Source organism: Aeromonas sp. sif2416 (assembly GCF_019218665.1).
GTDB lineage: Bacteria > Pseudomonadota > Gammaproteobacteria > Enterobacterales > Aeromonadaceae > Aeromonas > Aeromonas encheleia.
In genome coordinates, this window is record NZ_JAHUXC010000003.1 from 482,730 (window position 1) to 498,290 (window position 15,561).

Consider the following 15,561-nt stretch of genomic DNA (forward strand, 5'->3'; position numbering starts at 1 on the left):
CGGGCGTGAGGAATCACTCCTTGTCTTCGACATCCGCCACGCCGGCCCGGTTCAGCAGGAACTGGGTCAGCAGGGGCACCGGACGACCGGTGGAGCCCTTGTCCTTGCCACTCTTCCAGGCGGTACCTGCGATGTCCAGGTGGGCCCAGTTGTACTTCTTGGTGAAGCGCGACAGGAAGGCGGCGGCGGTGATGGTACCGGCCGGGCGGCCGCCGATGTTGGCCATGTCGGCGAACGGGCTCTCCAGCTGTTCCTGATACTCATCGAACAGCGGCAGGCGCCAGGCGCGATCACCGGCCTGCTCTGAGGCGTTCAGCAGCTCGTGGGCCAGCGGGTTGTGGTTGGCCAGCAGACCCGAGGTGTGGTGACCGAGGGCGATGATGCAGGCCCCGGTCAGGGTCGCCACGTCGATGACGGTCTCGGGATCGTAGCGATCGACATAGGTGAGCGCATCGCACAGCACCAGGCGCCCTTCCGCGTCGGTGTTGAGCACCTCGACGGTCTGGCCGGACATGGTGGTGAGGATGTCACCTGGCCTGTAGGCGTTGCCACCCGGCATGTTCTCGCAACCGGCCAGCACGCCTATGACGTTGATGGGCAGCTGCAACTGGGCCAGGGCGTGCATGGTGCCGAGCACGGAGGCGGCGCCACCCATGTCGTACTTCATCTCGTCCATGCCCTCGGCCGGCTTGATGGAGATACCGCCGGAGTCGAAGGTCAGTCCCTTGCCGACCAGCACGACGGGCTTGGCGTCGCCGTTGCCCTTGTACTCGATGATGGCCATCATGGCTTCGTTGTCGGAGCCACGGGCCACCGCCAGGTAGGAGTTCATGCCGAGTTCGGCCATCTCCTGCTCGCCGATCACCTTGGTAGTGATGTTGTCATAGGCATCGGCCAGACGACGGGCCTGGGAGGCTAGGTAAGCCGGGTTGCAGATGTTGGGCGGCATGTTCGCCACGTCGCGACAGACCCGCACCCCTTTCGCCACGGCCAGGCCGTGGGCGATGGCGCGCTCGCCTATGGTCAGTTCCCGACGCGTCGGCACGTTGAACACCAGCTTGCGCAGCGGGCGGCGCGGTTCGGCCTTGTTGGTCTTGAACTGATCGAAGCTGTAGAGGCCCGCCTTGGTGGTTTCCACCGCCTGACGCACCTTCCAGTAAGTATCCCGTCCCTTGACGTGCAGCTCGGTCAGGAAGCAGACGGCTTCCATGGACCCGGTCTCGTTGAGGGTGGTGATGGTCTTGTTGATGATCTGCTTGTACTGGCGTTCGTCGAGTTCCCGCTCCTTGCCGCAACCGACCAGCAGTACGCGCTCGCTGAGCACGCCCGGTACTTGATGCAGCAACAGCATCTGGCCTGGTTTGCCTTCCAGATCGCCGCGGCGCAGCAGCGAGCTGATGTAGCCGTCGCTGATCTTGTCCAGCTGTTCGGCGACCGGAGAGAGGCGACGGGGCTCAAACACGCCAACCACGACGCAGGCACTGCGTTGCTTCTCAGGACTGCCACTCTTTACACTGAACTCCATGGAATCTCCTACATCCTAAAGACAAAAGGCACCTTTTATTGAATAATGCGGTGCTTGTTGGGGTATCAGAGGCGGAGCGAACAGCCACAGGCTCCGCAGTTCAAACTGGTAAAAATCCAATATAGGGCCCTATTTTTCAGGCATTCGACTAAAAACACAAGTTTACTTGGGAATGACTGTGATCGTTTTCCGATATTTGTTCAGGGAGACCCTGAAAACCCAGCTGGCGGTGTTATTCGTACTGCTGCTTATCTTCGTCAGCCAGCAATTTATCCAGATCATCGGCGATGCCGCCGATGGCGAGGTGCCGACGCGCCTGGTTTCCACCCTGCTGCTGCTCAACCTGCCCAATATGGCGCTGTTGATGCTGCCTATCAGTCTGTTCCTTGCCATTTTGTTTGCTCATGGTCGTTTGTATGCCGAAAGCGAGATGACGGTGATGCATGCCGTGGGTTTCAGTCACCGCTTCGTGATGCGCAGCGCCATGCTGCTGGCCTTGCTGACGGCGGCGGTGGCGGCGTTCAACACCGGCTGGATCGCGCCCCAGGCAAAGGAGCGCGAGTATCAGGTGATCGACGAATTCAAGGCCGATCCGGGCATCTCCTTCCTGCAGGCGGGTCGCTTCATGGAGCTCGACAAGGGACGACTGGTCGCCTACATCCAGGATCTGAACGACAAGGGCTCGGAGCTGCAGAAGATCTTCGTGCTGCAGCGCGCCGAAGGCACCTCGCCGCCCTCCGTCGTGGTGGCCAGCGAGGGGCATGTGACCGCAGACAGCAACGGCCTGCAGTGGTTGACCCTGAAAGATGGCTCCCGCTATGAGGGCCAGTTCACCGGCAAGCAGTTCCAGATCTCCAACTTCGACGAGTACAGCCTGGTGATCCGCCAGCAGGAGATGGAGCGCTCCAACCGCAAGGCGGCGGCCAAGCCGACCATGGCGTTGCTCGGCACCCAGGACAACCAGCTGATGGCCGAGTTGCAGTGGCGCCTGTCGCTGCCAGTCTCCATCTTGGTGCTCACCTTCCTGGTGGTGCCGCTGGCCAGGGTCAACCCTCGCCAGGGTCGCTACGCCAAGTTGCTGCCCGCCATTTTGCTCTATCTCTCCTATTTCCTGTTGCTCAGCGCCGCCCGCTCGGCCATCGACAGCGGGCGTCTGCCCCACTGGCCAGGCATGTTCCTGGTGCCTATGGTCTATCTGCTGGCAATCGGCCTGCCGCTCAACCTGCATGGTACGACCTGGTGGAACGGGGTGAAGAGCCACTTCTTCAAAATGAAATCGGCATGATGCTGCAACATAGGGATCTCTGCTGATGTTTGACATTCTCGACAGGCATATCAACAGGGTCGCCCCCGTATCGATTCATGTTCCGTGCACCGCATTTCAAGGGAAAATCAGCATGATGCTGCAACCTGGGAGTCTCGGCTGATGTTTGGCATTCTCGATAGATATATTGGCCGGGTCATTTTCATGTCGATCCTGCTGTGTGAACTGACCCTGGTCGGGCTGGCTGCGCTCATCAAGTATGTGGAGCAGCTCAAGGCGGTGGGGGAAGGCAACTACGACATGCTCAACGCGCTCTATTTCGTGCTGCTCTCCATGCCGAAGGAGGCGGTGCTGTTCTTCCCGCTGGCGGCCCTGCTGGGGGGGCTCATCGGGCTCGGTCAGCTGGCGACCACCTCGGAATTGGTGGTGATGCAGGCATCGGGCCGCTCCAAGATCAGCATAGTGATGGCGGCGCTCAAGACCGCGATCCCCCTGATGTTGCTGGTAGGACTGATGGGGGAATATGTGGCCCCCGCCGCGAAGCGGATGGCGGATGACATCAAGGCGGGCGCCATGTCGGAAGGACGGCTGACCGTCTCGGCCTATGGTGTCTGGGCCCGGGATGGCAACAACTTCGTCAATATCAACGGGGTACGCAACGACGGCGCCTTGACTGGCATCACCCTGTACCGTTTCACTCCGTCCCGTGAGCTGATCGACGTCGTACAGGCGCAGGAGGGGGTGTTCGAACAGCATCACTGGCTGCTCAAGCGGGTGCATATCACTCGCTTCGATGATCCCAAGCAGATCCAGGACGAGCAGCATGAACAGATGGCGTGGAGCTCGGAGCTGACCCCCAAACAGCTGGGGGTGGTCAGCATAGATCCCGAGAACCTGCCGATCTCCGGCCTGCGCGACTATATCGGCTATCTGGATGCCAACAAGCAGGATGCGGGGCGCTACAAGCTGGAGATGTGGCGCAAGCTGCTGTCGCCGCTCTCTGTGGTGGCCATGATTTTGCTGGCCTCCTCCTTCATCTTCGGCCCGCTGCGCTCGGTGAGCATGGGGGCGAGGATGCTGATGGGGATCATGACCGGCTTCGCGGTCTATGTGAGCGATCGGGTGTTCGGCCCCGTCAGCCTGGTGTATGCGATGCCGCCCATCCTGGCCGCTATCGCCCCCAGCCTGCTGTTCGGCGGTATTTCCTTCTATATCCTGAGCCGCAGGCGATAGCCGGATGCCGAAACGAAAAGGGCCCTCATGGGCCCTTTTTTCATGCTGTCCACGGCGATACGGGCCATGGAGGCAGGTAGTGAGAAGGGCACCCCGGGGTGCCCTTCTTGTCATTCAAGCTACCTTATTTGTTCAGCTGCTCCAGATTCTCCTGCTTGCTCAGCACCACCACCTCACACTCGGACCAGATGTCCTGGAAGGCGCGTGGCCGCTGGCGGTTCATCACGCACAGCAGGTTGCCGAGTCCGAAGGCGGCAGTCCCGAGCCGGATCAGGGCTTGGGTGATGCGGATGTTGCTGCCATCCACATTCTGGATGCGCAGGCGCCAGGCGCGCATGCCGATGGTCTGGCCGGCACGGGTCCAGAACCAGGTGTAGAAACCGCAGATCACCAGGGCCAGCCAGGCGCTGTAGAGCGGGCTGGTCAGCAGCCAGGAGGCATCCTTGCCCTCGGGCACGGCTGCCATACCGGTGGCCAGCAGCAACTGGGCAACCCCCATGCCGATGAAGCCGGCGATGATCAACAGGGCGATGACCACCAGATAGTCATAGAGCAGGGCGCCCAGGCGGCGCAGCAGACCGGCGGAGGGATATTGATGCTGAGGGGGAGGGGTCTGGGAGGAGACTGTCTTGCGCTTGGCCATGATGCTTATTCCATTAATATGATGCGGGCATTCTATGTAACTGACCACACATCGGCAAGGCGTTGAATAAATGAGCAAACGGGATCCGACGCGAGAAAAACACCTTGCATGCCCAAGCGCCATTCGTATAATCCCTCGCAGTTGCCCGGGTGGCGAAATCGGTAGACGCAGCGGATTCAAAATCCGCCGTTGAAAGACGTGTCGGTTCGAGTCCGACCCCGGGCACCATATTACAGTTTCATGCCGTATCACGGCAGACCAGAAACCCGCATAGCGTAAGGCTTGCGGGTTTTTTGTTGTCTCTCGTCGTATCATAAAGCCTCATGACATCCCCCCATTATTGGGGGTATCTCTGGGGGTACAAACTTCAGCAGGGGTAAAAAGTACCCCCACAGCTCGCCATCCTGCGCCATTCCTGGTCTGTGAGGTGGTAGCTTATACCCCCAGCGCCTGCCATGTACCCCCAAGTTAAAACGGGAGATACCCCCATGCCGCTATCCGATACCGCCGCCCGACAAGCCAAGTTCAATGGCAAACAGCAGAAGCTGTCTGATGAAAAGGGCCTCTTTTTGCTGATCACCTCGTCGGGGAAATACTGGCGCCTCAAGTTCCGCTTCGCTGGAAAGGAGAAGGTGCTGGCTCTGGGGGTCTACCCAGAGGTTTCCTTGAAAGAGGCGAGAGCTAAGCGAGAGGAGGCTCGCAGGCTGCTGGCAGAGGGTATCGACCCCAGCCTTGCCCGTAAGCAGAGCAAGGTGGCCAGCCGGCTCGCCAGCGAACACAGCTTTGAGGCCATAGCCAGGGAGTGGCACCAGAGTCAGTTAGCTCGCTGGAGCCCAGGCCATGCCAAGCGTGTGATCGAGTCTTTGGAAGTGGATGCCTTTCCCGATCTGGGGCTGGTGCCGGTTGCAGAGCTGACAGCGCCTATCATGTTGGATGCTCTACGCAAGGTTGAGGCAAGGGGGGCTACCGAGACTGCTGGGCGGGTACTGCAGCGGATCAGCTCTGTCATGCGTTACTCCATCCAGACCGGGCGGGCCAGCTACAACCCAGCCCAAGATCTGAAAGGGGCACTGAGGGCCACCAAGCAGGAACACCGGCCGGCACTCCCGCGGGCTGAACTGCCGGAATTTTACCGGCGCTTGGCTGCTGAGCCGTTGAATCCTGCAACCCGCCTGGCCTTCCACTTACTGATGTTGACGATGACCCGCCCTGGTGAGGTGCGCTTTGCTCGCTGGGATGAGTTCGACATGGAGCGAGCTGAGTGGCGGATCCCGGCTGAGCGCATGAAGATGCGAGTTCCCCATATCGTGCCCCTTTCCCGACAGGCCCTTGCTGTACTTGAGGAGCTGCGCCAGATATCCGGGCACTGTGAGCTGCTGTTCCCGAGCGAGCGGAAGCTGACTGACCCCATGAGCGAGAACACCCTGAGTTATGCCATGGGACGAATGGGTTATAAGGGGATTGCCACCCCACACGGCTTCCGGGCGCTGGCATCCACCACCCTCAATGAGGAGGGCTTTGATCCGGATGTCATCGAGCGCCAGCTTGCCCATGCTGAGCGCAACAAGGTGCGGGCGGCCTACCATAGGGCCGAGTACCTGGATGACCGCCGCAAGCTCTTGCAGTGGCTTGCTGACTTCTATGAGTCACAACAGGGCGGTAATGTTCGTCCGGTAAACTTCCACAGATCAGGGTAAGAGGTAGGAGGGGGTGACACGCTAAGCGACTGCTTGACTCGTTATCACACCAGCGTTAGGATTTCCCCATCATGGCCCATTCTCTCGAGATTGGGCCTTTTTCATATCCAAACCCGGCCATCGTGCCGGGTTTTTGCGTTGGAGGATCCCAAGTCAAAATCAGCCCCATTCATCATCAAATACTGCTTTATCCATTTTAAGCCCGACCACTGTGTCGGGCTTTTTCATTTCAGGAGAACTCACATGACAATACCGGAAACAGGATTTATTCGAGAGGCACAACTGGTGACCACGGCCAGCAAGGTGGGCCCATTGCCGTTCAGCAAGTCAACGCTGTGGAGGATGGTTGGTGAAGGCAAGTTCCCGAAGCCAATCAAGTTGGGAGCCCGGGTCACCGCCTGGCGCTGTGAAGAGGTTCACGAATGGATCAACGCTCAAGGCCAAGCCGCGTAAGGAGAGGACGATGCAAAAAGAAAAAGGCCGCACCGTGAACGGTACGACCCAGCTTGAGCAGGGTCAGCATATCACCAAGTATGAATTGGTCGCCACCCACCTGCTGGAGCAGGGAGCCCTGGGCGTCAGCGCCTTGTCCGGACTAGCTGGGCTCCATGACCTCAACTTGCGCAACAGCATTGGCCTGCTCCGTCGAAATCACGGGGTAGCTATCACCGATGCGTTCTTTGAGCACCAGCACAGTGGTGGCGGGACCACTCGCTTCAAGCACTATTGGCTGGCCGACCGTGAGCAAGCCCATAAGCTGGTGGCTCTGATCAACCACTGGCGACACCAGCGCCAGGCCGCCCCGCTGGCAGATGAGTACGCTGCCATTCTGTGCGCTCGCACGCCGGCAGCCATCCCCTTCCCTCCCGCCGCTTAATCCCGAGGTATGCCATGAAAGAACAATATGGGCTCACTGCCCAGGGCGAAGCCTTGCCCAAAAACAGCCATCCCTTGTCAGAATTGCTGCCACTCCATCAGCAAGATATCGGCGGAGAGCCAATTCAGGCCGTCAACGCCCGTGAACTTCACGCCTTCCTCAAGGTGGGCCGTGACTTCTCCACCTGGGTACAGGAGCGGATCGGGGAGTATTGCTTTATCGAGGGAATGGATTACACCGTTGTCGAAACTTTGAGCTCCCCCAATTCGGGGAGCTCAAAAGCACGCCCGCAGCGAGTGAAGGAATACCATCTTGCGCTCGACATGGCCAAAGAGCTGGCAATGGTCGAACGCAACGACGAGGGCCGGCGGGCTCGCCACTACTTCATTGAGTGTGAGCGCCGCTTATCCATAGTGGCACCTGAGCAGCAAGCCGCCGCGGTGGCTCATTGGCAGGCACAGCGGGAGGTGACCAAGGACTACCATGGGTTGATGTGCCGTGCTCTGCAGCAGACCCGAACCAGCGCAGGTAAGGAAACCAAAGCTCACCACTACAGCAACGAATTAAATATGCTCAACCGGTTGGTGTTAGGGGTGGATGCCAAGCATTGGTCTGAACTGCATGGTGGTTGCCGGGAAGTACGCCAGCACATGGACTCTCATCAGCTCGAACAGATCGCCTACCTTGAACGCAGCAACGCCACCCTGATTGATGCCGGCATGCCATTTTCTGAGCGCAAAGCGCACTTGGGTGTGATGCTGGCCACTCAGATAGAACGGTGGGGCCACATATGATGGTCTTGTCCAAAACCTGGTGGGTAGCTGATCAATCCTTAGAGTCACTTTTGGCTAGTTTACGTTGGCGACGCTTGATCTCGCTCTTAGCGGCGGTGATGAGAAAACCTGCTGTGCTTTCCCCTTCAGCTTTCACCTGTTCGATTGCTTCCAAATCTTCTAGCGGAAGCCTTACCGACATTTGCAGGGATTTGCTGTTTTTTCTACCTGTTGCCATTACTGCCTCCTTGGGTTTTAAATGCTTGAGGTGGTGTTCACCTATCGTTATAGTGGTGTTCACCTTAGCATATCTAAGGCGCAAAAACAGCGAAGCCCCGAAGGTGGTTGCAACACCTACAGGGCTTCTAACCAATAACGTTAAGGAAGCTAACGCTATGGCTAAGCCGAAGTGTACCCAAACTCGCCCTGAATTTGCTACCCACTTGCTATTGCAGGGGGTGGCAGCATGACCCAATCCACCCCATCACGCTTAGAGGCACTGCTCGAGCAGTTTGCCGGCACCCTGGAACAAACCGACCTGTGCCTGCAAGAGCGTGCGCAATTCAGCGCTTTGCTTGATGCCCTGCGCATTGAGGTTGGGCTCTGCCAGGAGGTGCTGGCATGACCTATTTCGCATGGGCCAACAGCAGCGAGCCGGCCACCTTCATTGGCCCAACTCACCCCCGTACCGGGAAACGTTCACAACAGGGAAGCCTGAGCGCCTTCCAGTGGCGAAGCGATCGGGATCGTTTCATTGCCCAGACCAAGGGCGCCGCGGTGGCAGTCACAGCCAAGGAGGCTCGAGAACTGAAAGCCGGATTGGATGATCGGGCGTTCAAGGAACTGGTTGCCGTTCTGCTGGGAGGGACACGCCATGAGTAATCGACTGATCAACACCCTGAATGGCCGCATGTGGCGCGAGCTATCACGCAATCCACTGCGCCCTGCGGTACTGCGGGAGCTCTTCAAGCGGGTGACCAAGGCCCAGAAAGAACCAGGCGAGCGCAATGCAACAGGGGGTTGCCATGACTGAGATAAATAAGCTGGTGGAGCAGTTGGCCCAGGCCTACCTGGCCGCCCGGGGTAATGTGTTTACTCACCTGGGGATCCAGCTTCCCCTTGCTGCTGAGTCACTGACGATGGCCATTCATAACAATATCGTGGGCGCTCACCTCGAAAATGCCGGGGCTCAGCAGGGACAGGCCGATGCCTTGCTGATGCTGCGGCACATGGTGGTTAACGGGACTTTGACCCCTCTGGGCGCCTTGGTGGTGGATCAGATGTATTGCGCCTTCTGCGCAGATGTTCACCAGATGCTGGAAGAGGGAAAGGATCCCGTGGTTGAGCTGGCGAGTGAGAGCAAGCGGAGGGCGATGCAATGACAGCGATACACCAAGGGGCAGCAGGCCCCGGTCATCAAAGCAGCCCGCCATCCCGGGCCGGCGCCCTCCTCAAGTTCGCGGACCTGGACGATCTGCAGGTGGTCGTGATCCACACCGGCGAGCAAGCAAGTCGGGATGCCGGCATCAGGGCTACCCTGCAGCGAGCACACAACGAGGCGGTGGCCACAGACAACCCGATTGACCCAGAGGTGGAGCCAGAGCAGACGCTGTATGTGGGGCCCGCCCAGTTGGATGACGGCGCCAGGCTCTACAAGATGGCCGATCGGGATGCCACCAAGAGGGTCATCGTTCACCAGTTCGGCAACCTCGCCCCCGAGAAGGCCAAGCGGCTGATCGTGGCTCTGCGCAAGCAAGCCCCCAAGGCCGAGCTCTACCGCGGCAACCCTGGCCATAATGCCGAGCCCTGGCAGTTGGTGGATGTGGTGGCCTTCGAGCAGACACTGGCGGCAGACACCCCACCGGACGAGGCGCCCTGGCCAGACAATGTGGCTCCGCTCCATCTGGTGAAAAGCAGCCCAGAGGAAGGGCCAGAGCTACCGGCAGGGTTCGAGGTGCGGGGCTCGCGCCTGTGCGCCCTGATGACAGTGGGCCGGGGTGAGGATGCCCGGCAAGAGTGGGTACCCATTGCCAGCCCAGTTCATGTGTTGGCAGAGACCGCTGACGAGCAGGGCCGAGGCTATGGCCGCTTGTTGGAGTGGCGGGACAGCGCCGGGCGGGTGCGCCAGTGGGCCATGCCGGTGCGTTCCCTGGTCCCGCGCAACGGTGAGGAGGTGTTTGCCGCGCTGCTGGATGCGGGGCTGCCCTTTATCGAGCTGAGCCATAAACGCAGGCTGGCGGCCTACCTGATGAGCTGCCAGCCCAAGCGCCGTATCACCTGTGTCGAGCGCACAGGGTGGCATGGCCATGCCTATGTGCTGCCCGGTGGGTCCATTGGGCCGGATGCCGAGGGGGTCATTCTGCAGACCGCTGGCTACACCGCCAGCGACTTTACTGAGCGCGGTACCCTGGCCGGCTGGCAACAAGGGGTGGCAGGGTTGGCTGTGGGCAACTCCCGCCTCTGCTTTGCACTGTCACTCGCCTTTGCGGCTCCCCTGCTTTCTCTGGTAGGCATGGAGGGCGGTGGCTTCCACCTCAAGGGCGAGAGTACCGACGGCAAAACCACGGTGATGAAGGCGGCCGCCAGTGTCTATGGTCACCCGGAGCGCTATGCCCAAACCTGGCGGGCCACCGGTAATGCCATCGAGGGGATCGCCAGCCGGCGCAATGATGCCTTGCTCTGTCTGGATGAACTGGGCGAGCTGGACGGCCGGGAAGCAGGCCAAACTGCCTATATGCTGGCCAACGGCCAAGGCAAGGGCCGCAGTAAGCAGGATGGGGAGCTGAGGGAGCGTAGGGCCTGGCGGTTGCTGTTCCTCTCCACCGGTGAGCTAAGTCTCGAGGACCATGCCGCCAGTGTCGGGAAGAGTACCCAGGCCGGCATGGAGGTGCGGACAATCCAGATCCCCAGCGATACCGGGCACCATGGCGCCTTTGAGTGGCTGCATGGCATGGATGGAGGACGCAGCTTTGCCGACACACTGAAAGCCAACACAGAAGCACATCACGGCATCGCTTTTCGCACCTATGCCCATGCCCTGACTCAGACCATGGATGAGCAGAGAGAGCGGCTGAGGGCCGAGATTAAGCAATTGGCAGCAGAACTAACCCCCGAGGGTGCGGGTAATCAGGTTGGCCGAGCCATCAACCGGTTTGCGCTGGTGGCCGCAGCCGGGGAATTGGCCACCCGATTGGGGGTGACCGGCTGGCCAGAGGGGGAAGCCATCAGGGCAGTAAGGGTTTGCCTCAAAGCATGGCTTGCAGAGCGGGGACACCTGGGCAACCAGGAGGACGCTGCTACCTTGATGCAGGTACGTGGATTTGTCTTTGCCCACCAGTTCACACGCTTTGCCGACTGGTTCGACTCTAGCCATCGTCCTGCCAACATGGTGGGCTTTCGCAAGGTGGAGTCGGATGGGGTGAGCTTCTTTGTACTGCCCCAGGGCTGGCTTGAGATCACCAAGGGGCGAGATCCCAAGCGAGCGGCCATCTTGAGCCTTGAGGCTGGCTATCTGCTGACAGGCAAAGACAAGAAGCGGCTCCAGCGACAGGTCAGATTACCAGGCATGGGTAAGGGGATGAGGGTCTATGTGCTGGGTGAGCGAGTATTGGGTGATGAAGGGGATGGCTTGGAGGATGAATAACCTCAGCCAACAGGAACCAGAGGGCCACCGAGTGTGGCCCTTGCCTTTTCTGCCTCAGGCGCGCGCGTGAAAGAAGAAACAAAAATGGTGGCTACAGTGGCTACACCACAACGAAACACCTCTGCAGGCCTTATGTATCAAAGGATAGAGGTGTAGCCACTAGGCTGATTTTTAGTGGCTACACATTGGCTACAGTGGCTACAAAAGGGGGCTGTAGCCACCGAGTAAGGGGTGTGTAGCCACCTGTAGCCACCACCTTTTTGGGTAGTGGCTACACGACAAACCCAGCAATGGCGCGGTCTAGAGGGGAGTTGTAGCCGCGTAGCCGCTGTAGCCACCGTTTTTTTCATATATAGAGTGCAGACAGCCGATCGAGATCACACTTTTACTGCATCAGGGGGTTGCCTTGAGATTGACCAACGAACAACGAGAGCAGGTGCTCGAACTGCGCCGCCGTCATTCACTGAGTGAGGTTGCCGAGATAACCGGTCTGCCATTGGGTACCGTGAAGTCCATCATCAGCCGGTCGGGGCTGTTTGCCGATAACCCAAGGCACCGGGCCATGTTCACCCTGCCTCCACGACAAAGCTGCAGGGAGACCTTGCCGGCAGCTCCTGAGCTGCCACCCCAGCAGGTGGTGACCGGAGATAAGGAGATTGATGCCCTTCTCTGGCTGCGCCAGGTGATTGAGACGGGTGACCCGGGCCGCATTGAACAAGCCAAGGAGGCGGCATGCCGGATATCCACCCCACTCGATGAACTGGAAACGCGCTACGGTAAGTGGCTGGTGGCCAGTGCCGGGCATATCATGGCGGGCCTTGGCAGCATCGGCTTTGCCAATCTTGATAGCCTGGCTGAGCGCATCATCAAACGACGAGCCCGGGAGGCCGAGGCGATCGGGCGCTTTGGGGATGAACTGTGGGATGACACGCCGGCGGAGATATTTTGTCTGGAGAGTCTGCGAACAGTTGAGCGGGTGAAATGGGACTACCCGCCGGAACAAGTGGCCGATCGGTTCAAAGCTCTACCCGAACTGATGCCGCACACTTTGAGTGACTGCCTTCACGAGCTGGCCTACTGGAATGACCTTCACTACCTGCGAAAGGCCTGTGATACCAGTGGCGATTACGAGCACCGCATGGAGTCGTCTGCCCGAGACTGGTTCATCTTCGGTCAGCTGGCAGAGCTACGGCCGCGGACCCGGGATGAAGCCAAGGACACCCTCCGCTACCTGATGGTCAGCGATCGCCAAGGTATGCCAGAGGCGGACCGGATCCTGGAAAACCTCGTCAGCTAGTGGGGGTCAGTAATGCCTGGGGATCATGTCGTCCCAAGGCGTCTCAATTAGTATCCTTAATGAGTCCAAGATCAACCAAATTTGGCTGATTCTATGAGATGATTTCGACTAATTCTGTCCCGTATACGGAAATCACTCATGGCCGAGATCAACAAGGCAACCCTCACCGAAGCCGACATCATCTCCAAATACCTGTTGCCTGCTATCAAGGCCGCGGGTTGGGATGACCTGACCCAGATCCGCCAGGAGGTGAAACTGCGGGACGGTAAAGTGGTGGTACGAGGCCAGATGGCGGCCCGCAAGAAGGTGAAATCGGCCGATATCGTGCTCTATCACAAGATGGGCTTGCCATTGGCGGTTATCGAGGCCAAAGCCAACAAGCATGAGATCGGTAAGGGCATGCAACAGGGGCTCGACTATGCCCGCATGCTGGATGTGCCCTTTGTCTTTGCCAGCAACGGTGACGGTTTCATTTTCCATGACAAAACTAATGGTCAGCAGCTGGAGACAGAGGTCTCGCTAGTTGATTTCCCCACTCCTGATCAGTTGTGGGACAAGTTCTGTTCCTGGAAAGGCTACACATCAGCTCAACTACCCATGATCAGCCAGGACTATTATTCGGATGGTAGCGACAAGAGCCCTCGTTACTATCAACTGCAGGCTATAAACAAGACCATAGAGGCCATCTCTGCCGGCGAGGATAGAGTGCTGTTGGTGATGGCTACCGGTACCGGCAAGACCTATACCGCTTTTCAAATCATCTGGCGCTTGTGGAAGGCCAAAGCCAAGAAGCGCATCCTATTCCTTGCCGACCGTAATATCTTGGTGGATCAGACTAAGCAGAACGATTTTCAGCCCTTCGGCTCAGCAATGACCAAGGTGACGGGTCGCACCGTCGATCCAGCTTTTGAAATTCATCTTGCCCTCTACCAAGCTCTGACTGGACCAGAAGAGGCTCAGAAAGCTTTCAAACAAGTCTCTCCAGATTTCTTCGACCTCATCATCATCGACGAGTGTCACCGCGGCAGCGCTGCCGAGGATAGTGCCTGGCGCGAGATCCTCGAATACTTCTCATCGGCCACACAGATTGGCCTGACAGCCACTCCTAAAGAAACCGAAACCGTCTCTAGCACCGATTACTTCGGTGACCCCGTCTATACCTATTCTCTGAAAGAAGGGATAGAGGATGGCTTTCTTGCCCCTTACAAGGTGGTGCGGGTCGATATCGACGTGGACCTGCAAGGGTGGCGGCCCACTAAGGGGCAGTTGGATAAACAGGGTAACGAGATAGTAGATCGCATCTACAACCAGAAGGACTTCGACCGCACCCTGGTGATTGACGAACGCACCCAGCTGGTGGCCGAGACCATAACGAACTACCTCAAGAAAACCGATCCGATGGCAAAGACCATTGTCTTCTGTAACGACATCGATCATGCCGATAGGATGCGACGGGCGTTGGTCAACCTCAATCCAGAGCAGATGGCCAAGGACGAGCGCTACGTGATGAAAATCACCGGTGATGATGATCTTGGCAAGGCCCAGCTCGATAACTTCATCAACCCCAAGAGGGCATATCCTGTCATCGCCACGACTTCCGAGCTGATGAGCACAGGGGTGGATGCCAAAACGTGCAAGCTGGTAGTGCTCGATCAGAACATTCAGTCCATGACTAAGTTCAAGCAGATTATTGGCCGTGGAACCCGTATAGACGATAAGTACGGCAAGCTCTGGTTCACCATCCTCGACTTCAAGAAGGCCACGGAGCTGTTTGCCGATCCTCGTTTTGATGGTGACCCTGTACGAGTCATCGTTACCAAACCGGAAGCCATTAATGACCCAGATGATGGTCTTAGCGACATCATCGATGGTGCAGACCCCTTACCAGCAGATGAGGGAGGTGATGGAAGTGAGCCGGGAGCGGTTGGCAATACTGGGGAAGGAGAAGGAACCTATACCACAGGTAGCACGGGTGGTGGCCAGGGTGGCCCCTTCGACCCAACAAGCGATCCTCAATCGGAAGTCCGCAAGTATTATGTCAACGGGGTTTCCGTCAGCATCATTGCCGAGCGGGTGCAGTATTACGATGCCGATGGCAAGCTGGTGACCGAGTCGTTCAAGGATTACACCCGTAAGACCCTGCTCAAGGAGTGCGCCACCCTTGATGACTTCACTAGACGTTGGCAGGCTGCTGAGCGCAAGCAGGCCATTATGGATGAGCTGGCCCAGGCAGGGGTGCTGTGGGACGTCCTGAGTGCCGAAGTGGGCCAAGAGCTCGACCCGTTCGACCTTATCTGCCATGTGGTATACGATCAGCCGCCGCTGACCCGCCGCGAGCGGGCCGACAACGTCAAAAAGCGTAACTACTTCACCAAGTACAACGAGACCGCTCAGCAGGTTCTGACCAATCTGCTCGACAAGTATGCTGACCAAGGCGTTGCCGAAATAGAAACCAAGGATGCGCTCAAAGTCGCCCCTTTTACCGAGCTGGGGCGTCCGCTGGAATTGGCCAAAAAAGGCTTTGGTGGCCCCCAACAGTTTGAACAGGCCATCACCGAGCTGGAGCAAGAGATCTACAGCCAGCAGCAGCGCGCCTGACGGCCTCAAGG

The 15,561-nt window shown here is 58.6% G+C and carries 16 protein-coding genes and 1 tRNA gene; 14 read left to right on the forward strand and 3 right to left on the reverse strand.

Going from position 1 to position 15,561, the window contains the following annotated elements; translation table 11 throughout:
- Positions 1–13 precede the first annotated feature (13 nt).
- Positions 14–1,525, reverse strand: a complete 1,512-nt coding sequence (pepA, locus tag KW821_RS08520) for a leucyl aminopeptidase (RefSeq protein ID WP_218291128.1) — start codon at positions 1,523–1,525, stop codon at positions 14–16.
- A 172-nt stretch (positions 1,526–1,697) separates the two neighbouring features.
- On the opposite strand from pepA, the gene lptF reads away from it, so the two are divergent.
- Both lptF and lptG read left to right on the forward strand, forming a co-directional pair.
- A complete protein-coding gene (lptF, locus tag KW821_RS08525; protein WP_218291129.1) occupies positions 1,698–2,810 on the forward strand; it encodes an LPS export ABC transporter permease LptF in 1,113 nt (370 codons plus the stop codon).
- A gap of 141 nt (positions 2,811–2,951) precedes the next feature.
- Positions 2,952–4,022, forward strand: coding sequence for an LPS export ABC transporter permease LptG (lptG, locus tag KW821_RS08530; RefSeq protein ID WP_218291130.1), 1,071 nt, complete (start codon positions 2,952–2,954; stop codon positions 4,020–4,022).
- A gap of 124 nt (positions 4,023–4,146) precedes the next feature.
- Here the strand turns inward: lptG and KW821_RS08535 are convergent, their stop codons facing one another.
- Complete coding sequence (locus KW821_RS08535; protein ID WP_218291131.1) at positions 4,147–4,665, reverse strand: RDD family protein; 519 nt, start codon at positions 4,663–4,665, stop codon at positions 4,147–4,149.
- 143 nt (positions 4,666–4,808) lie between these two features.
- Between KW821_RS08535 and KW821_RS08540 the strand changes: the two genes are divergently transcribed.
- The 5 genes from KW821_RS08540 (at position 4,809) to KW821_RS08560 (ending at position 8,033) form a co-directional block, all read left to right on the forward strand.
- A tRNA-Leu gene (locus KW821_RS08540) sits at positions 4,809–4,893 on the forward strand.
- 260 nt (positions 4,894–5,153) lie between these two features.
- Positions 5,154–6,362 carry a tyrosine-type recombinase/integrase gene (locus KW821_RS08545; RefSeq protein ID WP_218291132.1) on the forward strand — a complete coding sequence of 403 codons (1,209 nt, stop codon included), beginning with the start codon at positions 5,154–5,156 and terminating at the stop codon, positions 6,360–6,362.
- 243 nt (positions 6,363–6,605) lie between these two features.
- Positions 6,606–6,815 carry an AlpA family transcriptional regulator gene (locus KW821_RS08550; RefSeq protein WP_139406556.1) on the forward strand — a complete coding sequence of 70 codons (210 nt, stop codon included), beginning with the start codon at positions 6,606–6,608 and terminating at the stop codon, positions 6,813–6,815.
- Positions 6,816–6,825: 10 nt separating this feature from the next.
- Positions 6,826–7,239 carry a hypothetical protein gene (locus KW821_RS08555; RefSeq protein WP_218291133.1) on the forward strand — a complete coding sequence of 138 codons (414 nt, stop codon included), beginning with the start codon at positions 6,826–6,828 and terminating at the stop codon, positions 7,237–7,239.
- Between the two features lie 14 nt (positions 7,240–7,253).
- Positions 7,254–8,033 (forward strand): antA/AntB antirepressor family protein, encoded by a 780-nt coding sequence (locus KW821_RS08560; RefSeq protein WP_218291134.1) that lies wholly within the window; start codon positions 7,254–7,256, stop codon positions 8,031–8,033.
- Positions 8,034–8,064: 31 nt separating this feature from the next.
- Here the strand turns inward: KW821_RS08560 and KW821_RS08565 are convergent, their stop codons facing one another.
- Complete coding sequence (locus tag KW821_RS08565) at positions 8,065–8,250, reverse strand: YlcI/YnfO family protein (RefSeq protein WP_218291135.1); 186 nt, start codon at positions 8,248–8,250, stop codon at positions 8,065–8,067.
- 228 nt (positions 8,251–8,478) lie between these two features.
- Between KW821_RS08565 and KW821_RS08570 the strand changes: the two genes are divergently transcribed.
- The 7 genes from KW821_RS08570 (at position 8,479) to hsdR (ending at position 15,550) form a co-directional block, all read left to right on the forward strand.
- Positions 8,479–8,637: a hypothetical protein gene (locus tag KW821_RS08570; RefSeq protein WP_218291136.1), complete on the forward strand. Its 159-nt coding sequence runs from the start codon at positions 8,479–8,481 to the stop codon at positions 8,635–8,637.
- A complete protein-coding gene (locus tag KW821_RS08575) occupies positions 8,634–8,894 on the forward strand; it encodes a hypothetical protein (RefSeq protein ID WP_218291137.1) in 261 nt (86 codons plus the stop codon). The genes KW821_RS08570 and KW821_RS08575 overlap by 4 nt, the downstream gene beginning before the upstream one ends.
- On the forward strand, positions 8,887–9,045 hold the full coding sequence (locus KW821_RS08580) for a hypothetical protein (RefSeq protein ID WP_218291138.1): 159 nt from the start codon (positions 8,887–8,889) through the stop codon (positions 9,043–9,045). The genes KW821_RS08575 and KW821_RS08580 overlap by 8 nt, the downstream gene beginning before the upstream one ends.
- The gene (locus KW821_RS08585) at positions 9,020–9,394 is read left to right on the forward strand and encodes a hypothetical protein (RefSeq protein WP_256353382.1); all 375 of its coding nucleotides are present in this window, start codon (positions 9,020–9,022) and stop codon (positions 9,392–9,394) included. Before KW821_RS08580 ends, KW821_RS08585 begins: the two co-directional genes overlap by 26 nt.
- The gene (locus tag KW821_RS08590; RefSeq protein ID WP_218291139.1) at positions 9,391–11,655 is read left to right on the forward strand and encodes a DUF927 domain-containing protein; all 2,265 of its coding nucleotides are present in this window, start codon (positions 9,391–9,393) and stop codon (positions 11,653–11,655) included. The genes KW821_RS08585 and KW821_RS08590 overlap by 4 nt, the downstream gene beginning before the upstream one ends.
- 406 nt (positions 11,656–12,061) lie before the next feature.
- On the forward strand, positions 12,062–12,952 hold the full coding sequence (locus tag KW821_RS08595) for a hypothetical protein (protein WP_218291140.1): 891 nt from the start codon (positions 12,062–12,064) through the stop codon (positions 12,950–12,952).
- A 138-nt stretch (positions 12,953–13,090) separates the two neighbouring features.
- Positions 13,091–15,550, forward strand: coding sequence for an EcoAI/FtnUII family type I restriction enzme subunit R (hsdR, locus tag KW821_RS08600; RefSeq protein ID WP_218291141.1), 2,460 nt, complete (start codon positions 13,091–13,093; stop codon positions 15,548–15,550).
- Positions 15,551–15,561: the final 11 nt, after the last annotated feature.

Bases quoted from the DNA above. Each gene is read 5' to 3' on its own strand.
- pepA (WP_218291128.1), bottom strand. From the start codon at position 1,525: ATGGAGTTCAGTGTAAAGAGTGGCAGTCCTGAGAAGCAACGCAGTGCC.
- lptF (WP_218291129.1), top strand. From the start codon at position 1,698: ATGACTGTGATCGTTTTCCGATATTTGTTCAGGGAGACCCTGAAAACC.
- lptG (WP_218291130.1), top strand. From the start codon at position 2,952: ATGTTTGGCATTCTCGATAGATATATTGGCCGGGTCATTTTCATGTCG.
- KW821_RS08535 (WP_218291131.1), bottom strand. From the start codon at position 4,665: ATGGCCAAGCGCAAGACAGTCTCCTCCCAGACCCCTCCCCCTCAGCAT.
- KW821_RS08545 (WP_218291132.1), top strand. From the start codon at position 5,154: ATGCCGCTATCCGATACCGCCGCCCGACAAGCCAAGTTCAATGGCAAA.
- KW821_RS08550 (WP_139406556.1), top strand. From the start codon at position 6,606: ATGACAATACCGGAAACAGGATTTATTCGAGAGGCACAACTGGTGACC.
- KW821_RS08555 (WP_218291133.1), top strand. From the start codon at position 6,826: ATGCAAAAAGAAAAAGGCCGCACCGTGAACGGTACGACCCAGCTTGAG.
- KW821_RS08560 (WP_218291134.1), top strand. From the start codon at position 7,254: ATGAAAGAACAATATGGGCTCACTGCCCAGGGCGAAGCCTTGCCCAAA.
- KW821_RS08565 (WP_218291135.1), bottom strand. From the start codon at position 8,250: ATGGCAACAGGTAGAAAAAACAGCAAATCCCTGCAAATGTCGGTAAGG.
- KW821_RS08570 (WP_218291136.1), top strand. From the start codon at position 8,479: ATGACCCAATCCACCCCATCACGCTTAGAGGCACTGCTCGAGCAGTTT.
- KW821_RS08575 (WP_218291137.1), top strand. From the start codon at position 8,634: ATGACCTATTTCGCATGGGCCAACAGCAGCGAGCCGGCCACCTTCATT.
- KW821_RS08580 (WP_218291138.1), top strand. From the start codon at position 8,887: ATGAGTAATCGACTGATCAACACCCTGAATGGCCGCATGTGGCGCGAG.
- KW821_RS08585 (WP_256353382.1), top strand. From the start codon at position 9,020: ATGCAACAGGGGGTTGCCATGACTGAGATAAATAAGCTGGTGGAGCAG.
- KW821_RS08590 (WP_218291139.1), top strand. From the start codon at position 9,391: ATGACAGCGATACACCAAGGGGCAGCAGGCCCCGGTCATCAAAGCAGC.
- hsdR (WP_218291141.1), top strand. From the start codon at position 13,091: ATGGCCGAGATCAACAAGGCAACCCTCACCGAAGCCGACATCATCTCC.